Genomic DNA, 15,685 nt, shown 5'->3' with positions numbered 1-15,685 from the left:
CGCAACGAGCTGAACTGAACCCCCGCGTCCGCTCGCCCCGCCGGAGATACTGCTGCTCGCAGCCGGTTGCCCGACGTATGGAGACTTGATGACCAGTGCCAGAAATGCCGATGTCCCGCAGCCGGAACAGCACGTCGCCGACAGCCACGACCTGATCCGGGTGTACGGCGCGCGGGAGAACAATCTCAAGGACGTGAGCGTCGAGCTGCCCAAGCGGCGGCTCACGGTGTTCACGGGTGTCTCCGGCTCGGGCAAGAGCTCTCTGGTGTTCGACACGATCGCCGCCGAGTCGCAGCGGTTGATCAACGAGACGTACAGCGCCTTCGTCCAGGGTTTCATGCCGACGCTCGCCCGGCCCGAGGTCGATGTGCTCGACGGGCTGACGACCGTGATCACCGTCGATCAGCAGCGGCTCGGCGCCGATCCGCGGTCCACGGTCGGTACGGCGACCGACGCCAACGCGATGCTGCGGATCCTCTTCAGCCGGCTCGGCAAGCCGCACATCGGTTCGCCCAAGGCGTTCTCCTTCAACGTCGCCTCGATCAGCGGGGCCGGTGCGGTCACCGTCAAGCGCGGCGGGCAGGACGTGAAGGAGCGCCGCAGCTTCAGCATCACCGGCGGCATGTGTCCGCGCTGCGAGGGCCGGGGCGCGGTCACCGACATCGACCTGACCGCGCTGTACGACGACACCAAGTCGCTGAACGAGGGCGCCCTCACCATCCCCGGCTACAGCATGGACGGCTGGTACGGGCGGATCTTCAGCGGCTGCGGGTTCTTCGACCCGGACAAGCCGATCAACCGGTTCACCAAGAAGCAGCTGCACGATCTGCTCCACAAGGAACCGACCAAGATCAAGGTCGACGGCATCAACCTGACGTACGAAGGTCTGATCCCGAAGATCCAGAAGTCGATGCTTTCGAAGGACGTCGACTCGCTGCAACCGCACATCCGGGCGTTCGTGGAGCGGGCCGTCACCTTCAGCGTCTGTCCCGAGTGCAAGGGGACGCGGCTCAACGAAGGCGCCCGGTCGTCGAAGATCAAGCGGATCAGCATCGCCGACGCCTGCGCGATGGAGATCCGGGATCTGGCCGCGTGGGTGCGCGGGCTGAAGGAGCCGTCGGTCGCCCCGCTGCTCGAATCGTTGCAGCAGACCCTGGAGTCGTTCGTGGAGATCGGCCTCGGCTACCTCTCGCTCGACCGGCCGGCCGGGACCCTCTCCGGCGGTGAGGCGCAGCGCGTCAAGATGATCCGCCACCTCGGATCGTCGCTCACCGACACGACGTACGTCTTCGACGAGCCGACCACCGGGCTGCACCCCCATGACATCCAGCGGATGAACGAGCTGCTGCTGAGGCTCAGGGACAAGGGCAACACCGTGCTCGTCGTCGAGCACAAGCCCGAGATGATCGCGATCGCCGATCACGTCGTGGACCTCGGTCCCGGCGCCGGGGCGGGCGGCGGCAGTGTGTGTTTCGAGGGGACCGTGGAAGGGCTGCGGGCCGCCGACACCGTCACCGGACGGCACTTCGACGACCGGGCCGCCGTGAAGGCCGCAACCGAGGTGCGCAAGCCCACCGGCGCGCTGGAGATCCGCGGCGCCTCGACGCACAACCTCAGGGACGTCGACGTCGACGTTCCGCTCGGCGTGCTGACCGTGGTGACCGGCGTCGCCGGGTCCGGCAAGAGCTCGCTCGTGCACGGCTCGATCCCGGCCGGCGAGGGCGTCGTCTCCGTCGACCAAGGGGCGATCCGCGGTTCGCGGCGCAGCAACCCGGCGACGTACACCGGGCTGCTCGAACCGGTCCGCAAGGCGTTCGCCAAGGCCAACGGCGTGAAGCCCGCACTGTTCAGCGCCAACTCCGAGGGCGCCTGCCCCACCTGCAAGGGCGTCGGCGTCGTCTACACCGATCTGGCGATGATGGCCGGGGTCGCGACGACCTGCGAGGAGTGCGACGGGAAGCGGTTCGACGCCTCCGTCCTCGACTACCACTTCGGCGGCCGCGACATCAGCGAGGTGCTCGCGATGTCGGTGGCCGAGGCCGAGGAGTTCTTCGGTGCGGGCGACGCGCGGACGCCCGCCGCGCACAAGATCCTCGAGCGGCTGAAGGACGTGGGGCTCGGCTATCTCACCCTCGGCCAGCCGCTCACCACGCTCTCCGGCGGCGAGCGGCAGCGCCTGAAGCTGGCGACGCACATGGGCGAGAAGGGCGGCGTGTACGTCCTCGACGAGCCGACCGCCGGACTGCACCTCGCCGATGTCGATCAGCTGCTCGGCCTGCTCGACCGCCTCGTCGACGCAGGCAAGTCGGTCATCGTGGTCGAGCACCACCAGGCCGTCATGGCGCACGCCGACTGGATCATCGACCTGGGCCCCGGCGCGGGCCACGACGGCGGCAAGGTCGTCTTCGAGGGCACCCCGGCCGAACTGGTCGCCCACCGCAAGACCCTCACCGGGGAGCACCTGGCGGAGTACGTCGGCGCCTGACCGGAAGAACAGCCGTGTGCGCGGCCCGCCCCTGTCCGGGGCGGGCCGCTCTGCGTGCATCACCGGGGGCCCGCACCCAGGGAGGCGCCGCAGCCCCCGCCCCCGTAAGGAGCCGCAGCCCCGCCCCCGTATGGCGCCGCGGCCCCGCCCCCGTAAGGAGCCGCGGCCCCACCCCGTAAGAGCGGCGCCCCCACCCCCGTAAGAGACGCGTCAAGGGCACATACGTCCCCGTATGAGAGGCGTCAACGGGGATCGGATCCGGCCACGACCGGATGTTTGCTCTAAGCGTCCGAACACTTCACACGTTCGGGCACTTCGAGTCCGTCCCTGTCCCTTTCGCACCTCATCCGGGAGCTCACGATGGCCGACCTGGCCTTCGTCGTCACCATGATCGCGGTTTTCGCACTGGTGGCCCTTGTCGCCAAGGGGGTGACCAAGCTGTGACCGCCGAAGCCGTTTCGAACATCGAGATGGGCGTGGGCCTCGTCGTGGCCGTCGCCCTGCTGGGCTATCTCGTCCTCGCCCTCATCCACCCGGAGAGGTTCTGAGCGCCGACATGAGCCCCGTACTTGCCGGAGCGCTCCAGTTCCTCGCCCTGTGCGCTGCGCTGGCGCTGGCCTACCGTCCCCTCGGCGACCACATGGCCCGGGTCTACTCCTCCGGGAAACACCTCCGGGTGGAGAAGTGGATCTACAAGGGCATCGGCGCCGACCCGAACACGCAGATGCGCTGGCCCGCCTATCTGCGCGGCGTCCTCGCCTTCTCGGCCGTGAGCGTCCTCTTCCTCTACCTGCTGCAACGGCTCCAGGGCTCGCTGCCCGGCTCGCTCGGCTTCCGGTCCATCGACCCGGACCAGGCGTTCAACACGGCCGCGTCCTTCGTCGCCAACACCAACTGGCAGTCGTACTACGGCGAGCAGGCCATGGGCCACGTCGTACAGACCGGCGGCCTCGCGGTGCAGAACTTCGTCTCGGCTGCCGTCGGCATCGCCGTGGCGGTGGCTCTGGTACGCGGTTTCGCCCGGTCCCGCACCGGTGAACTGGGCAACTTCTGGGCGGACCTGGTGCGCGGCGTCGTCCGCATCCTGATCCCGATCGCGGTCATCGGCGCGCTCGTCCTGGTCGCCTGTGGCGCGATCCAGAACTTCTCCGGCATTCACGAGGTCGGGCAGTTCGGCGGCGGTACGCAGCAGTGGAACGGCGGCGCCGTCGCCTCCCAGGAAGCCATCAAGGAGCTGGGCACCAACGGCGGCGGCTACTTCAACGCCAACTCCGCCCACCCCTTCGAGAACCCGAACGGCTTCACCAACCTCTTCGAGGTCTTCCTGATCCTGGTCATCCCGTTCGCGCTGACCCGCACGTTCGGCAAAATGGTCGGCTCGCTCCGGCAGGGATACGCGATCCTCGCCACGATGGCGACGATCTGGATCGTCTTCACCGGCCTCATGATGTGGACCGAGTTCGCTCACCACGGCCCCGCGTTCGACCTCGCGGGCGGCGCCATGGAAGGCAAGGAGAACCGCTTCGGCATCGGCGGTTCCTCGATCTTCGCGGTCGCCACGACCCTCACCTCGACCGGCGCGGTCGACTCCTTCCACTCCTCCTTCACCGGCCTCGGCGGCGGCCTGACGATGCTGGGCATGCAGCTCGGCGAGATCGCGCCCGGCGGCACCGGCTCCGGCCTCTACGGCATGCTGATCATGGCGATCATCGCGGTGTTCATCGCCGGGCTCATGGTCGGGCGCACGCCCGAGTACCTCGGCAAGAAGATCGGCACCCGCGAGATCAAGCTCGCCGCCTGCTACATCCTGATCACCCCGGCGCTCGTCCTCGTCTTCACGGCCGTCTCGATGGCCCTGCCGACACCGAAGGACTCCATGCTCAACGGGGGAGCGCACGGCTTCTCCGAGATCCTCTACGCGTTCACGTCGGGCGCCAACAACAACGGCTCCGCCTTCGCGGGGCTGAGCGCCGACACGAACTGGTTCAACACCACGATCGGCCTCGCGATGCTGCTCGGCCGCTTCCTGCCGATGGTGTTCGTGCTCGCGCTCGCCGGTTCGCTGGCCGAGCAGCGGCCCGTCCCGGCCACCGCGGGCACCCTGCGCACCGAGAAACCGCTCTTCACCGGTCTGCTGGTCGGCACGGTCCTGATCGTCGCCGGACTCACCTACTTCCCGGCGCTCGCGCTGGGGCCGCTCGCCGAGGGACTCGCCTCATGAACGTGACCGACACCGACAAGTCCGAGGACGCCATGTCCACAGCCGCACCCGCCCGGGCGCCGCACCAGTCCGCGCCGAGCGGCTCCGCACCCGGTGGGTCCGGGGACGGCAAGGTCGGGGCGGGTCTCTTCGACCCGAAGCAGCTGATCAGGTCGCTGCCCGACGCCTGCCGCAAGCTCGACCCGCGGGTGATGGTCAAGTCGCCCGTCATGTTCGTGGTGCTCGTCGGCTCGGTCCTGACGACGGTCTTCTCCTTCACCGACCCCTCCGACTGGTTCGGCTGGACCATCAGCGCCTGGCTCTGGCTGACGGTGATCTTCGCCAACCTCGCGGAGGCCGTCGCCGAGGGCCGCGGCAAGGCCCAGGCCGACACGCTGCGCAAGGCCAAGACCGACACGGTGGCGCGCAGGCTCGTGGGCGGCCGCGAGGAACAGGTCCCGGGTACGGAGCTGAGGATCGGCGACCTCGTGGTCTGCGAGGCCGGCGACATCATCCCCGGAGACGGTGACGTCGCCGAGGGTGTGGCCTCCGTCGACGAGTCCGCCATCACGGGCGAGTCGGCCCCGGTCATCCGCGAGTCCGGCGGCGACCGCTCGGCCGTCACCGGCGGCACGAAGGTGCTCTCCGACCGCGTCGTCATCAAGATCACGACGAAGCCCGGCGAGACGTTCATCGACCGCATGATCAACCTGGTGGAGGGCGCGGCCCGGCAGAAGACACCGAACGAGATCGCGCTCAACATCCTGCTCGCGTCCCTGACCATCGTCTTCCTCCTCGCCGTCGCCACGCTGCCGGCGTTCGCGCACTACGCGGGCAAGGACCTCAACCTGGTCGTCCTGGTCGCGCTGCTCGTCTGCCTCATCCCGACCACCATCGGCGCGCTGCTCTCCGCCATCGGCATCGCGGGCATGGACCGGCTCGTGCAGCGCAACGTACTGGCCCTCTCCGGGCGGGCCGTCGAAGCCGCCGGTGACGTGTCCACGCTGCTGCTCGACAAGACCGGCACCATCACCCTCGGCAACCGGCAGGCCGCGGAGTTCGTCCCGGTCGAGGGCGTCACCGGGGCCGAACTCGCCGACGCCGCACAGCTTTCGTCACTGTCCGACGAGACGCCCGAGGGCCGCTCGATCGTGGTCCTGGCCGAAGGGGAGAGGTACGGCCGGCCCGGGCTCGACCGGAGCGGATTCGCCGGGGCCGACTGGATCGGGTTCACCGCCCAGACCCGGATGTCGGGCGTGGACGTCGACGGGCGCAGCATCCGCAAGGGCGCGGCCGGTTCGGTCGTCGCGTGGGTCGAGGAGCGGGGCGGGCGGGTCGCCGGGGACGCCGATGTGCTGGCGGACCGGATCTCCGAGGCCGGCGGCACACCGCTGCTCGTGGCCGTCGAGGACACGGCCGGGGCCCGCGTGCTGGGCGTCATCCATCTCAAGGACGTCGTCAAGGAGGGGATGCGGGAGCGGTTCGACGAACTGCGCCGCATGGGCATCAAGACCGTCATGATCACGGGGGACAACCCGCTGACGGCGAAGGCGATCGCGGACGAAGCGGGCGTCGACGACTTCCTCGCGGAGGCCACGCCCGAGGACAAGATGGCCCTCATCAAGCGGGAGCAGGCGGGCGGCAAGCTCGTCGCGATGACCGGTGACGGCACCAACGACGCCCCGGCCCTGGCCCAGGCGGACGTCGGCGTCGCGATGAACACCGGCACGTCGGCCGCGAAGGAGGCCGGCAACATGGTCGACCTCGACTCGAACCCGACCAAGCTCATCGAGATCGTCGAGATCGGCAAGCAACTCCTCATCACCCGGGGCGCGTTGACGACCTTCTCGATCGCCAACGACGTGGCGAAGTACTTCGCGATCATCCCGGCGCTGTTCGCGGCGGTCTACCCGGGCCTCGACAAGCTCAACATCATGCGCCTGTCCAGCCCGGACTCCGCGATCCTGTCGGCCGTCGTCTTCAACGCGCTGATCATCATCGCGCTGGTCCCGCTGGCCCTGAAGGGGGTCCGGTACCGGCCGGTGAGCGCCGACCGGATGCTCCGCCGCAACCTCGGGATCTACGGAATCGGCGGCCTGATCGCCCCCTTCATCGGCATCAAGATCATCGACATGCTCCTCTCCCTCATCCCCGGAATCGGTTGACGGCCATGAACAACTCCGTAGGAAACACCGGCCGGTTGCTGTGGGCGGGCCTGCGCGCTCTGCTCCTCCTCACCGTCGTGTGCGGCGTGCTCTACCCGCTCGCGGTCACCGGAGTCGCCCAGGGCTTCTTCCGCGACCGGGCCAACGGCTCGGAGATCCGGTCCGAGGGCAAGGTCGTCGGTTCGTCCCTCATCGGGCAGACGTACCTCACCAAGGACGGCAAGCCGGACCTGCACTGGTTCCAGCCGCGCCCGTCCAACGGCCTGGGCACCAACAGCGTCAACACGCAGTACAAGCTGATCCTGTCCGGGGCCACCAACCTCGCGGGCTCCAGCAAGGAGCTGGTCGAGCAGGTGAAGGACGCCAGGGCCGCCGTCGTCGCGGACAACTCCACGGCGACGTACAAGGTGAAGGCCGCGGACATCCCCGCCGACGCCGTCACCTCCTCCGCCTCAGGCCTCGACCCGCAGATCTCCCCGGCCTACGCCGAGCTTCAGATCCACCGTGTCGCGGAGAAGAACCACCTCTCCGTCGAGCGGGTGCACCAGCTCGTCGACGATCACACGGACGGCCGGATCCTCGGCTTCATGGGGGAGCCGGGGGTCAACGTCCTCGAACTCAACGTCGCGCTGCGGCAGTTGACCGACAAAAGCTGAGCGCGGTCGGGCCGGCCGGGCCCTCAGACCCGGCCGGGCCGCTCCAGCAGGCCGCGCTCCATCGCCACCACGACCGCCCGCGTCCGGTCGCTGACGTCGAGCTTCGCGAAGACCCGCAGCAGATGCGTCTTCACGGTCGCCTCGCCGATCACCAGGCGCCTGCCGATGTCGGCGTTGGACAGGCCGTCGGCCACCGCCGTCAGCACATCCACCTCACGCGCGGTGAGCGCCGCCTGGACCGGGCGGCGCATCTTCGCGACGAGCTTCTGCGCGACACGCGGGGCGAGCACCGTCTCGCCCCGCGCCGCCGACCGGATCGCGTCGACCAGCTGCTCGCGCGAGGTGTCCTTGAGGAGGTAGCCGATCGCGCCGGCCTCCACCGCGCGCTCGATCTCGGTGTCCGTGTCGTACGTCGTCAGGATCAGCACGCGGGTGCCGCTCGGGCCCGCGACGATCCGCTGCGTCGCCGCCACCCCGTCGAGCACGGGCATCCGTAGGTCCAACAGGGCCACGTCGGGCCGGAGTTCCTCGACGAGCGTCACGCCCGCGCGGCCGTCGTCCGCCTCTCCGACGACCTCGATGCCGGGATCCACCGCGAGCAGCGCGACGACTCCGGCGCGCATCACCGTGTGGTCGTCGACCACGACGACCCGCAGCCGGGACTGGTCCTGGACGGTCATACGAGCTCCTGGTGGCCGGAGGTGAAGGTGGGCAGGGAGGCGAGGATCCGGGTGCCGTCGCCGAGCGAACTGGTGACGGTCAGCTCACCGCCGAGTTCCGCGAGCCGCTTGCGCATGCCGTCGAGGCCGAAGCCGCGCGCCGCGCCGACGTCGAAGCCCCGTCCGTCGTCGGTGATCTCCAGATCGATGCCGTACGGGCCGTGCGCGAGGACCACGATCACGGTGGACGCCCCCGCGTGCTTGCGGACGTTGGCGAGGGACTCCTGGGTGCAGCGCAGCAGCGCGATGCGGGTCTGCTGATCGCAGTCGGCGTCCGCGAGCTCCGCGTCCACGGCGATACCGGTGTCCTCGGCGAACCGGTCGAGGATGCGCCGCAGGGTCGTGGAGACCGAACCCTGGACCGCGCCGCCCGGCGGGGGCGTCGCGCCGACGAGGGCGCGGGCCTCCGCGAGGTTCTCCCGCGCCGTCTGTTCGATGGACGTCAACTGCTGTGTGGCGCGCCCCGGTTCGGAGGTCAGGCCCGCGCGGGCGGCCTCCGCGAGCACGATGATCGAGGCGAACCCCTGCGCGAGCGTGTCGTGGATCTCGCGGGCCAGCCGCTCCCGCTCGTCCGCCGCGCCCTGCCGGCGGTGGGCCTCCGCCAACTCGGCTTGTGTGTCTGCCAGTTGATTGGTCAGACGCTGCGCGCGCTCCTCGCCCTGCTCGCTGATCCGGTGCACGAGAAGGCCCACACCGGCGCCTACGAGATACCCGAGGGCGATGAACGCCGCGTCCCCGGTGGGGATTCGGGGCTCCGGGTCGCGTCCGGCGGCACTCGCCAGCGCGGTGAGCACCGCCGCACCGCCGCTGAAGGAGAGAGCGGCGGCGGGCCCGGACGCGTAGATCCAGAAGTGCGGCAGCGACACGATGAACAGGGCGGCGCCGCTACCCATGACGTACGCGACGGCGCCGATCCCGACGGCCAGGACCGTCAGGTACACGGGCGGCCGAAGGACCGGGTTCCCGGGGAACATCGCGACGGCCGCGTAGGAGAAGGTGAGGACGGCCAGCAGTCCGTACGTCGTGAACTTCACCCCGGGCGCCGCGTCCGACACCGCGATCGCGGGCGGCAGCAGGCCGAACAGCACCCACACCACCGCGTTCCAGCGGTGCGCGACAGGGACGGCGGACACGGGCGGTGTCGGGGTGTCGACGACGGGCTGCCGGCTCGGGACCATGGTGATCAGCCTACGTTCGTCAGGCTCGGGGCGGTCGGCGAACCGGCCCGCTGCCGCGCCCGGCCGACACCCCGCGAGGGCCACCAACTCGCCTTGCCGAGCAGCAACATGAGCGCGGGCAGGATCAGAACCCGGATCACGAAGGCGTCGAGCAGCACCGCCACCGCCAGGCTGAAACCGATCTGCTTCATCTCGATGAAGTGCAGCGACACGAAGCTCGCGAACACCGTCACCATCACGAACGCCGCGCTCGTCACCACCCCCGCCGAACTGGCCACCCCGTCGAGGACGGCCTGGCGCGTCGGCACCCCGCGCAGCGCGGCCTCCCTGATCCGGCTGATCACGAACACCTGGTAGTCCATCGACAGGCCGAACAGGATCACGAAGAGGAACAGCGGCACACGCGAGCCGATCGTCCCGGTCGAGTCGAAGTCCAGGAACCACTCGGCCCAGCTGCCCTGGAACGTCAGGGTCAGAATGCCGAGGGACGCCCCGGCCGACAGCAGGTTGAGCACGATGCCGACCAGGCCGAGCACGACCGAGCGGAACGCCCACACGGTCATCGCGAACGTCACGAGCAGCAGCGCCCCGATGATCAGCGGCAGCTTCTGCTTCTGGTGCGCGGGATAGTCGGCGTACCGGGCCACGTCACCGGTCACGGCGGACTCCACAGTGCCGCCCGCCTCGCTCAACTCGCCGACCGTGTCCGGGAGATAGCGGTCGCGCAGCCGCTCCAGGGAGCCCTGCGCGGGCTCGGTGCTCACGTAGTGCGGGACCGGCAGTTCGAGCGAGCTGACGCGGTGGTCGGCGGAGGTGCGCAGGGTGTACGTGCCGGCCAGCGCGGGATCGTCCTTCGTGGCGGTCGCGGCCAGCTCGCGCAGCGCGCCCCGTACCTCGTCCGACCGGTCCGCGTCGGCGCGTACGACGACCTGGTGCGCGGCCTTGACCTCGGGGAACGCCGCGTTGAGCCGGTCGAACGTGGGCATCGACTGCACCTGCCGCGAGTGCGTCTCGCGGCCCATGTCGGTCAGCTTCATGCCGAGCACCGGAGCGGCCAGGGCGAGCAGCGCCACGACCGCGACGGTCAGTACAGCGGCGGGGCGGCGCGCGGTGAGGCGCAGCAGGGCGTTGTGGCGTACGGGCTTCGCGGCGGCGGGGCGCTTCCCGCGGCGGGCCGCCCGGCGCTCGGCCCGCGCCCCGATCTTGACGAGCAGCGCGGGCAGCACGGTGAGGGAGCTGACCACGGCCACCAGCGTCACGACGATCGCCGCGGTGGCGATCGAGGAGAAGATCACGTCGTCGGCGAGGTACAGCGTCGCACTGGAGACGGCGACGGCGAACCCGGAGAGGACCACGGCCCGGCCGGAGGTGGCGGCGGCCAGCTCGACCAGCGCCTGCGGACTCAACTTCCCTTCGCCAAGCGCCCGTTCCTCTCGCTCTCGTTTCAGATAGAAAAGCGTGTAGTCGACGCCGACGGCGAGGCCGATCAGCAGAATGATGTTGGTGCCGACGCCCGCGTCGGGAAAGACGTGCGAGGCCAGCATGGACAGGCCCACGGCGGACATGATCGAGGTGAGCGCGAGGAGCAGCGGCACGGTGGCCATCGCCACGGAACGGAAGACGAAGAGCAGCGTCAGCAGCGTGATCGGCAGCGCGATCATCTCCGTACGGGACAGATCACTGCCGCGCAGCTTGTCGGTGCCCTGACTGATCGAGGGGCCGCCGGTCTCCTCGACGCGCAGCTCGGGATGCGTCTTCTGCACCTCGGCGGTCTGGGCGCGCAGCGGGTCGACGTGCTTCTTGCCGTCGAGTTCGGCGCCCTTCATGGTGATGTCGACGCGCACCGCCCGGCCGTCCTTCGACCACACGGGCGCGGCCACGGACCGCACCTCGGGCAGCTCGCGCATGCGGTCCACGACGTCCGCGGCGACGGCGCCGCCCTCGGCGCGGGCCAGTCGGGCGGTGCCGTCACGGTGCTCGATGAGAACGCGTTCGACGGGCCGCTGCGCGAGCCCTCCGTCCCGGGCGATCGCCTCACCGCGTCCGGCCTCGCCGACGCCGAAATCCGCCGACGTGGCGGGGTTCGCGCCGATGGTGATCCCGGCGCCGAGGCAGAGAACGACGAAGAGGAACCAGCCGGCGATGGCCCGCCAGGGGTGTCCTGCGCTCCAACGAGCAATGCTCACGGGGTAGTTGGTCATGACGTCCATGCTGGTCGCGGGGTCGGTGCCGGGGACAGCAGCGGCCGGTTGAACCTGGGGTCCACCGGTCGGTGGACCCCGGGCCGGCGCGACGCGGCCCCCGGGACGATTTCGGGACGCCACGTCCACGACTCGGACGCCGCCGCGGATAAATGCCGCCTACAGCTACTCTCCGTCCGGTACGCGACGAAGCGGTACGCCACGCAGCGGGAGGCGCCATGAACGGGACGGACGAGCAGGCCGGCAGCGCACAGGGCGGGCGCGTCGTCGCCGCCCTCGACGGCGCGAGCATGCGCCGCCTCACCACCGGCCAGGTCATCCTCGACGGCATCGACTGGACCGTACGTTCCGGCGAGCACTGGGCGCTGCTCGGACCCAACGGTGCGGGCAAGACGAGCATCCTGCGGCTCGTCGGCGCCACCACGTTCCCCACCACCGGCATCGTCGAGGTTCTCGGTCACCGGCTCGGCCGCGTCGACGTGCGTGAGCTGCGCGCCCACATCGGCCACGTCTCCACCTCCCAGCGCGTCCCGCAGGACCTCCCCGGCCACACCGTCGTCCTGACCGGCCACACCGGCACGGTCCAGCCGCTCTGGAAGTCCTACGACAGTGACGTGCGCGAGCGCGCCCACGAACTGCTCGCCGAGCTCCAGATCAAGGACCTCGCCGACCGCCCGTACGGGGTCTGCTCGGGTGGCCAGCGCGCCCGCATCCTCATCGCCCGCGCCCTCATGGCGGACCCGGCGCTGCTGCTGCTCGACGAGCCGTTCAACGCGCTCGACCTGCCCTCGCGCGAGGACCTCATCGACACCATGCGTCAGCTGGCCGTCAACCGGCCGGGGCTTGCGACCGTGACCGTCACCCACCACCTGGAGGAGCTCTCTCCGGCGATCAGCCACGCGCTGCTCCTGCGCGAGGGCCGGGTCCTGGCCCGCGGCACCGTCGAGGAGGTCCTGACGGCCGAGCGCATGACGGCCTGCTTCGGCCGCCCCATCGAGGTCACCCGGCACGCCGGCCGCTGGCTGGCCCGCTCGGGCGGCCTGTAGATCCGGTCCCGGCGCCCCCTCCGGGTGCGTGCCGGGTGTACGTGTGTACGTGCCGGGTGTACGTAGCGACACCCCCGGTCCGGGCCGTACGCCCAATGTGTCGCGCGGCCGCCGTCCCTAGCGTCTTGGTAGAGGCGCACGGGGCGCCGGACGAGGGGATCGGCGACATGCGGAAGAACCATCGGCACGCACGGACATCCGAGTACGGCCGCGGCGAGGCGCTCCGCCTCGTCAGGGTCACCAAGACGTACGGCGACACGGGGACGGCGGAAGGCGGCGCACTGGTCAAGGCGCTCGACGACGTCACCCTGAGCCTTCCCACCGGCAGTTTCACGGCCGTGATGGGCCCCTCCGGCTCCGGCAAGTCGACGCTGCTGCACTGCGCGGCCGGGCTCGACCGCCCCGACAGCGGACTGGTCGTGGTCGACGGCGAGGAGATGACGGGCGGCCCCGGCCCGGCCCGCGGCGAGGCGGCGCTCACCAAGTTCCGCCGCACCCGCATCGGCTTCGTCTTCCAGCAGTACAACCTGCTGCCCACGCTCACCGTCGCGCAGAACACGGTCCTGCCGCTCCGGCTCGCCGGGCGGCGCGTGCACCGGGCGAGGGCCGAGCAGATCCTCACCGGCGTCGGCCTCGGCGACCGGCTCGGGCACACTCCCGACCAGCTCTCCGGCGGCCAGCGCCAGCGCGTCGCCATCGCCCGCGCCCTGGTCACGGAACCCTCCGTGATCTTCGCGGACGAGCCGACCGGCGCCCTCGACACCCGCAGCGCCCGCGATGTGCTGCGGCTGCTCCAGGAGACCGTGCGGCTGCACGGCAGGACCGTGGTGATGGTGACGCACGACCCGGTCGCGGCGTCGTACGCGGACACCGTGCAGTTCCTCGCCGACGGCCGGCTCGCGGGGCAGATGCGGGCCCCGACGGTCGATCAGATCGCCGAGCGCCTCGCCCACCTCGGCGACGACCTCGACGGAACGTCCGCCACGACGATGACAGGAGTGTGAACCGTGTTCACCATGCTCGGCCTCGCAGCGCGCTCCGTACGTAAGCGCCCCGGACGTTTTCTCGCCACCCTCCTGTCCGCTTTTCTCGGCGCGGCCATCATCATGACGTTCAACTCGATGCACGACACGGCGAGCGCGGACGGCATCGACACGGTGAGCGCGGACACGCTCACCACCGCGGCGAGCGTCGTCGGCGGCTACGGCACCCTCCTGGTCTTCTTCGCGATCGCGTCGACGCTCACCGTCAACGTGCGGCAACGCGCGGAGGAGATCGCCCTGCTGCGCACCACCGGCGCCACGCCCGCCCAGATCAAGCGCATGGTCGTCGGCGAATCCGTCGCCGTCGCGCTCGTGGGCACGCTGCTCGCGATCGGCCCCGCCGTGCTCGGCGGGAACGTCCTGCTCGACGTCTTCAAGGACAGCGGCCAGGTCGCCGGCTCCGTCGACCACGCCTTCGGCCCGATCGCCCTCATGTCCGGCTTCGTCGTCACGCTCCTCGCGGCGGCCGGCGCGGCCTTCCTCGCCGTGCGCCGCGCCACTAAGGCGGCCACGGGCGGCCGCCGACCCAAGGGGCGGGCACGGAAGTTCGCCTCCTGGGCGGCCCTCCTGGCCGGCGCGCTCGCCGTCTGCGGCACCTTCGCCATGAAGGCCACCGACGCGGCCCTGATGGCGGCCCCCGCCTACGGGGCGATCCTCCTCTCCGTCGGTTTCGCCCTCGTCTCCACGAGCCTGCTGCGCACCGTCCTCGGCCGCGTGGAACCCCTCCTCACGGCCCTCGCCGGGGCGAGCGGCTACCTGACGGTGCGGAACATGCGCCGCCGCGCGCCCGAACTCTCCGGCGTCCTCATGCCGTTGATCCTCTTCACCGGCATGGCCACCGCGACGCTGTACATGCAGGGTGTCGAGAACGACGCCATCAAGGCATCGGGCCTGGCCAAGTCGGTGGAGGACAAGAGCCTCGAGACACTGAACTTCACGGTCGTCGGCATCATCGTCGTCTTCGCCTGCATCATGCTGATCAACTCCCTGTACGCCGCCACGGCCTACCGCGTACGTGAGTTCGGGCAGCAGCGCCTGGCCGGCGCGACCCCCGCCCAGGTGCTGGGAACCGTCGCGGTGGAAGGCGTCGTCCTGACGGTCACCGGAGTGTTCTTCGGCACACTCGCGGCGCTCGCGGGCATCGTCCCGTTCACCGCCGTACGCACCGACGGGCTGCTGCCGGAGCGGGGGCTCGGCATCTGGATCACGGTGGTGGCCATGGCCGCCGCGGCCACTTTGGTCACCAGCCTGGTCACCGCGCGCCGCGGGGTCCGGGTGCCCGCGGTGGAGGCCGTCACCCTGGCCGCGTAGGACTCCGGTCCGTGTCGGTGTTGGGCTGAACGGGTGACATGGCGTAAGAATTGTCCGGTGCAGACATCAGTGCGAGCCCGGACGGGGTGGGGGCAGTGAACGGCCACGACGTCACCGACGAACAGTGGGAGGGGCTCGCCCAGGTCGTACCGCTGCGCAGCCGCAACGAGTGGCCGTCGGCGGTCGGCCACAGGGCGATTCCCGAACCCGAGACCGAGCCACGCCGCCGCTTCGTCGTCCTGCGGGTCAACGTCTTCGGCGACGCGCGCGAGGTCGCCGAGACCGTCATGTCCGGCATCCCGGTCCTGCTCGACCTGTCGGGAGCCGAGGGCGACACGGCCAAGCGCGTCCTGGACTTCAGCAGCGGCGTCGTCCTCGGCCTCGGCTGCGGCATGCACCGCGTCGACCGCAACGTCTTCCTCCTGGCGCCTCCTGGAACCGAGGTGCAGGGCCTGGTGGCCGGAGCGGGCGCACTCTCCTGAGACGACCGGAGCCCGGTCTGCCGACCGCTCAGTAGCCCGGGTTCCGGCCTGGGTCGCAGAGCGGGATCCGGCCCGGGTCGCAGAGCGGGACGGCCTGGGTCGCAGAGCGGGACGGCCTGGGTCGCAGAGCGGGATCCGGTGGCAAGCCCGGAAGGCATAGTCCCCCGATCGTAGGAAGCCATGGGGGAGGGAACGGTTC

General features: G+C 70.5%; 12 protein-coding genes. 9 read left to right on the top strand and 3 right to left on the bottom strand.

Annotated features, from left to right (window positions below; translation table 11 throughout):
• The first annotated feature begins 88 nt into the window (after positions 1 to 88).
• From ABD366_RS30095 to ABD366_RS30075, 5 genes are all read left to right on the top strand, one after another.
• Positions 89 to 2,485 carry an excinuclease ABC subunit UvrA gene (locus tag ABD366_RS30095; protein ID WP_324769206.1) on the top strand — a complete coding sequence of 799 codons (2,397 nt, stop codon included), beginning with the start codon at positions 89 to 91 and terminating at the stop codon, positions 2,483 to 2,485.
• Between the two features lie 470 nt (positions 2,486 to 2,955).
• Positions 2,956 to 3,033, top strand: coding sequence for a K(+)-transporting ATPase subunit F (gene kdpF, locus ABD366_RS30090; protein ID WP_411293710.1), 78 nt, complete (start codon positions 2,956 to 2,958; stop codon positions 3,031 to 3,033).
• Positions 3,034 to 3,041: 8 nt separating this feature from the next.
• Complete coding sequence (kdpA, locus tag ABD366_RS30085; RefSeq protein WP_324769208.1) at positions 3,042 to 4,706, top strand: potassium-transporting ATPase subunit KdpA; 1,665 nt, start codon at positions 3,042 to 3,044, stop codon at positions 4,704 to 4,706.
• The gene (gene kdpB / locus ABD366_RS30080; RefSeq protein ID WP_324769209.1) at positions 4,703 to 6,850 is read left to right on the top strand and encodes a potassium-transporting ATPase subunit KdpB; all 2,148 of its coding nucleotides are present in this window, start codon (positions 4,703 to 4,705) and stop codon (positions 6,848 to 6,850) included. Before kdpA ends, kdpB begins: the two co-directional genes overlap by 4 nt.
• 5 nt (positions 6,851 to 6,855) lie before the next feature.
• Positions 6,856 to 7,506, top strand: coding sequence for a potassium-transporting ATPase subunit C (locus ABD366_RS30075; protein ID WP_324769211.1), 651 nt, complete (start codon positions 6,856 to 6,858; stop codon positions 7,504 to 7,506).
• Between the two features lie 23 nt (positions 7,507 to 7,529).
• Here ABD366_RS30075 and ABD366_RS30070 read toward each other — a convergent pair whose 3' ends face one another.
• The 3 genes from ABD366_RS30070 to ABD366_RS30060 are packed head-to-tail and all read right to left on the bottom strand — an operon-like array spanning position 7,530 to position 11,604.
• The gene (locus ABD366_RS30070) at positions 7,530 to 8,186 is read right to left on the bottom strand and encodes a response regulator transcription factor (RefSeq protein WP_324769213.1); all 657 of its coding nucleotides are present in this window, start codon (positions 8,184 to 8,186) and stop codon (positions 7,530 to 7,532) included.
• Positions 8,183 to 9,403 carry a sensor histidine kinase gene (locus ABD366_RS30065; protein ID WP_324769214.1) on the bottom strand — a complete coding sequence of 407 codons (1,221 nt, stop codon included), beginning with the start codon at positions 9,401 to 9,403 and terminating at the stop codon, positions 8,183 to 8,185. Before ABD366_RS30065 ends, ABD366_RS30070 begins: the two co-directional genes overlap by 4 nt.
• A gap of 5 nt (positions 9,404 to 9,408) precedes the next feature.
• Positions 9,409 to 11,604, bottom strand: a complete 2,196-nt coding sequence (locus ABD366_RS30060) for an MMPL family transporter (RefSeq protein ID WP_324769215.1) — start codon at positions 11,602 to 11,604, stop codon at positions 9,409 to 9,411.
• A gap of 218 nt (positions 11,605 to 11,822) precedes the next feature.
• Here ABD366_RS30060 and ABD366_RS30055 point away from each other — a divergent pair, with 218 nt between their 5' ends.
• The 4 genes from ABD366_RS30055 to ABD366_RS30040 all read left to right on the top strand — a co-directional run bounded on the left by ABD366_RS30055 (position 11,823) and on the right by ABD366_RS30040 (position 15,486).
• Positions 11,823 to 12,650, top strand: coding sequence for an ABC transporter ATP-binding protein (locus tag ABD366_RS30055; protein ID WP_324769216.1), 828 nt, complete (start codon positions 11,823 to 11,825; stop codon positions 12,648 to 12,650).
• A gap of 167 nt (positions 12,651 to 12,817) precedes the next feature.
• Positions 12,818 to 13,654 carry an ABC transporter ATP-binding protein gene (locus tag ABD366_RS30050; RefSeq protein ID WP_324769217.1) on the top strand — a complete coding sequence of 279 codons (837 nt, stop codon included), beginning with the start codon at positions 12,818 to 12,820 and terminating at the stop codon, positions 13,652 to 13,654.
• A 12-nt stretch (positions 13,655 to 13,666) separates the two neighbouring features.
• Positions 13,667 to 15,004, top strand: a complete 1,338-nt coding sequence (locus ABD366_RS30045) for an FtsX-like permease family protein (protein ID WP_324769267.1) — start codon at positions 13,667 to 13,669, stop codon at positions 15,002 to 15,004.
• A gap of 95 nt (positions 15,005 to 15,099) precedes the next feature.
• Positions 15,100 to 15,486: a cell division protein SepF gene (locus ABD366_RS30040; RefSeq protein WP_324769218.1), complete on the top strand. Its 387-nt coding sequence runs from the start codon at positions 15,100 to 15,102 to the stop codon at positions 15,484 to 15,486.
• Positions 15,487 to 15,685 lie beyond the last annotated feature (199 nt).

Source organism: Streptomyces kunmingensis (assembly GCF_039533535.1).
GTDB classification, from domain to species: Bacteria; Actinomycetota; Actinomycetes; order Streptomycetales; family Streptomycetaceae; genus Streptomyces; species Streptomyces kunmingensis.
The sequence above is the reverse complement of the archived record's forward strand: the minus strand, read 5'-3'. Positions and strand labels throughout refer to the sequence as shown.

What these genes read in the sequence shown, in the direction of transcription:
- ABD366_RS30095 (WP_324769206.1), top strand. Translation starts at nt 89, where the DNA reads ATGACCAGTGCCAGAAATGCCGATGTCCCGCAGCCGGAACAGCACGTC.
- kdpF (WP_411293710.1), top strand. Translation starts at nt 2,956, where the DNA reads ATGGGCGTGGGCCTCGTCGTGGCCGTCGCCCTGCTGGGCTATCTCGTC.
- kdpA (WP_324769208.1), top strand. Translation starts at nt 3,042, where the DNA reads ATGAGCCCCGTACTTGCCGGAGCGCTCCAGTTCCTCGCCCTGTGCGCT.
- kdpB (WP_324769209.1), top strand. Translation starts at nt 4,703, where the DNA reads ATGAACGTGACCGACACCGACAAGTCCGAGGACGCCATGTCCACAGCC.
- ABD366_RS30075 (WP_324769211.1), top strand. Translation starts at nt 6,856, where the DNA reads ATGAACAACTCCGTAGGAAACACCGGCCGGTTGCTGTGGGCGGGCCTG.
- ABD366_RS30070 (WP_324769213.1), bottom strand. Translation starts at nt 8,186, where the DNA reads ATGACCGTCCAGGACCAGTCCCGGCTGCGGGTCGTCGTGGTCGACGAC.
- ABD366_RS30065 (WP_324769214.1), bottom strand. Translation starts at nt 9,403, where the DNA reads ATGGTCCCGAGCCGGCAGCCCGTCGTCGACACCCCGACACCGCCCGTG.
- ABD366_RS30060 (WP_324769215.1), bottom strand. Translation starts at nt 11,604, where the DNA reads ATGACCAACTACCCCGTGAGCATTGCTCGTTGGAGCGCAGGACACCCC.
- ABD366_RS30055 (WP_324769216.1), top strand. Translation starts at nt 11,823, where the DNA reads ATGAACGGGACGGACGAGCAGGCCGGCAGCGCACAGGGCGGGCGCGTC.
- ABD366_RS30050 (WP_324769217.1), top strand. Translation starts at nt 12,818, where the DNA reads ATGCGGAAGAACCATCGGCACGCACGGACATCCGAGTACGGCCGCGGC.
- ABD366_RS30045 (WP_324769267.1), top strand. Translation starts at nt 13,667, where the DNA reads ATGCTCGGCCTCGCAGCGCGCTCCGTACGTAAGCGCCCCGGACGTTTT.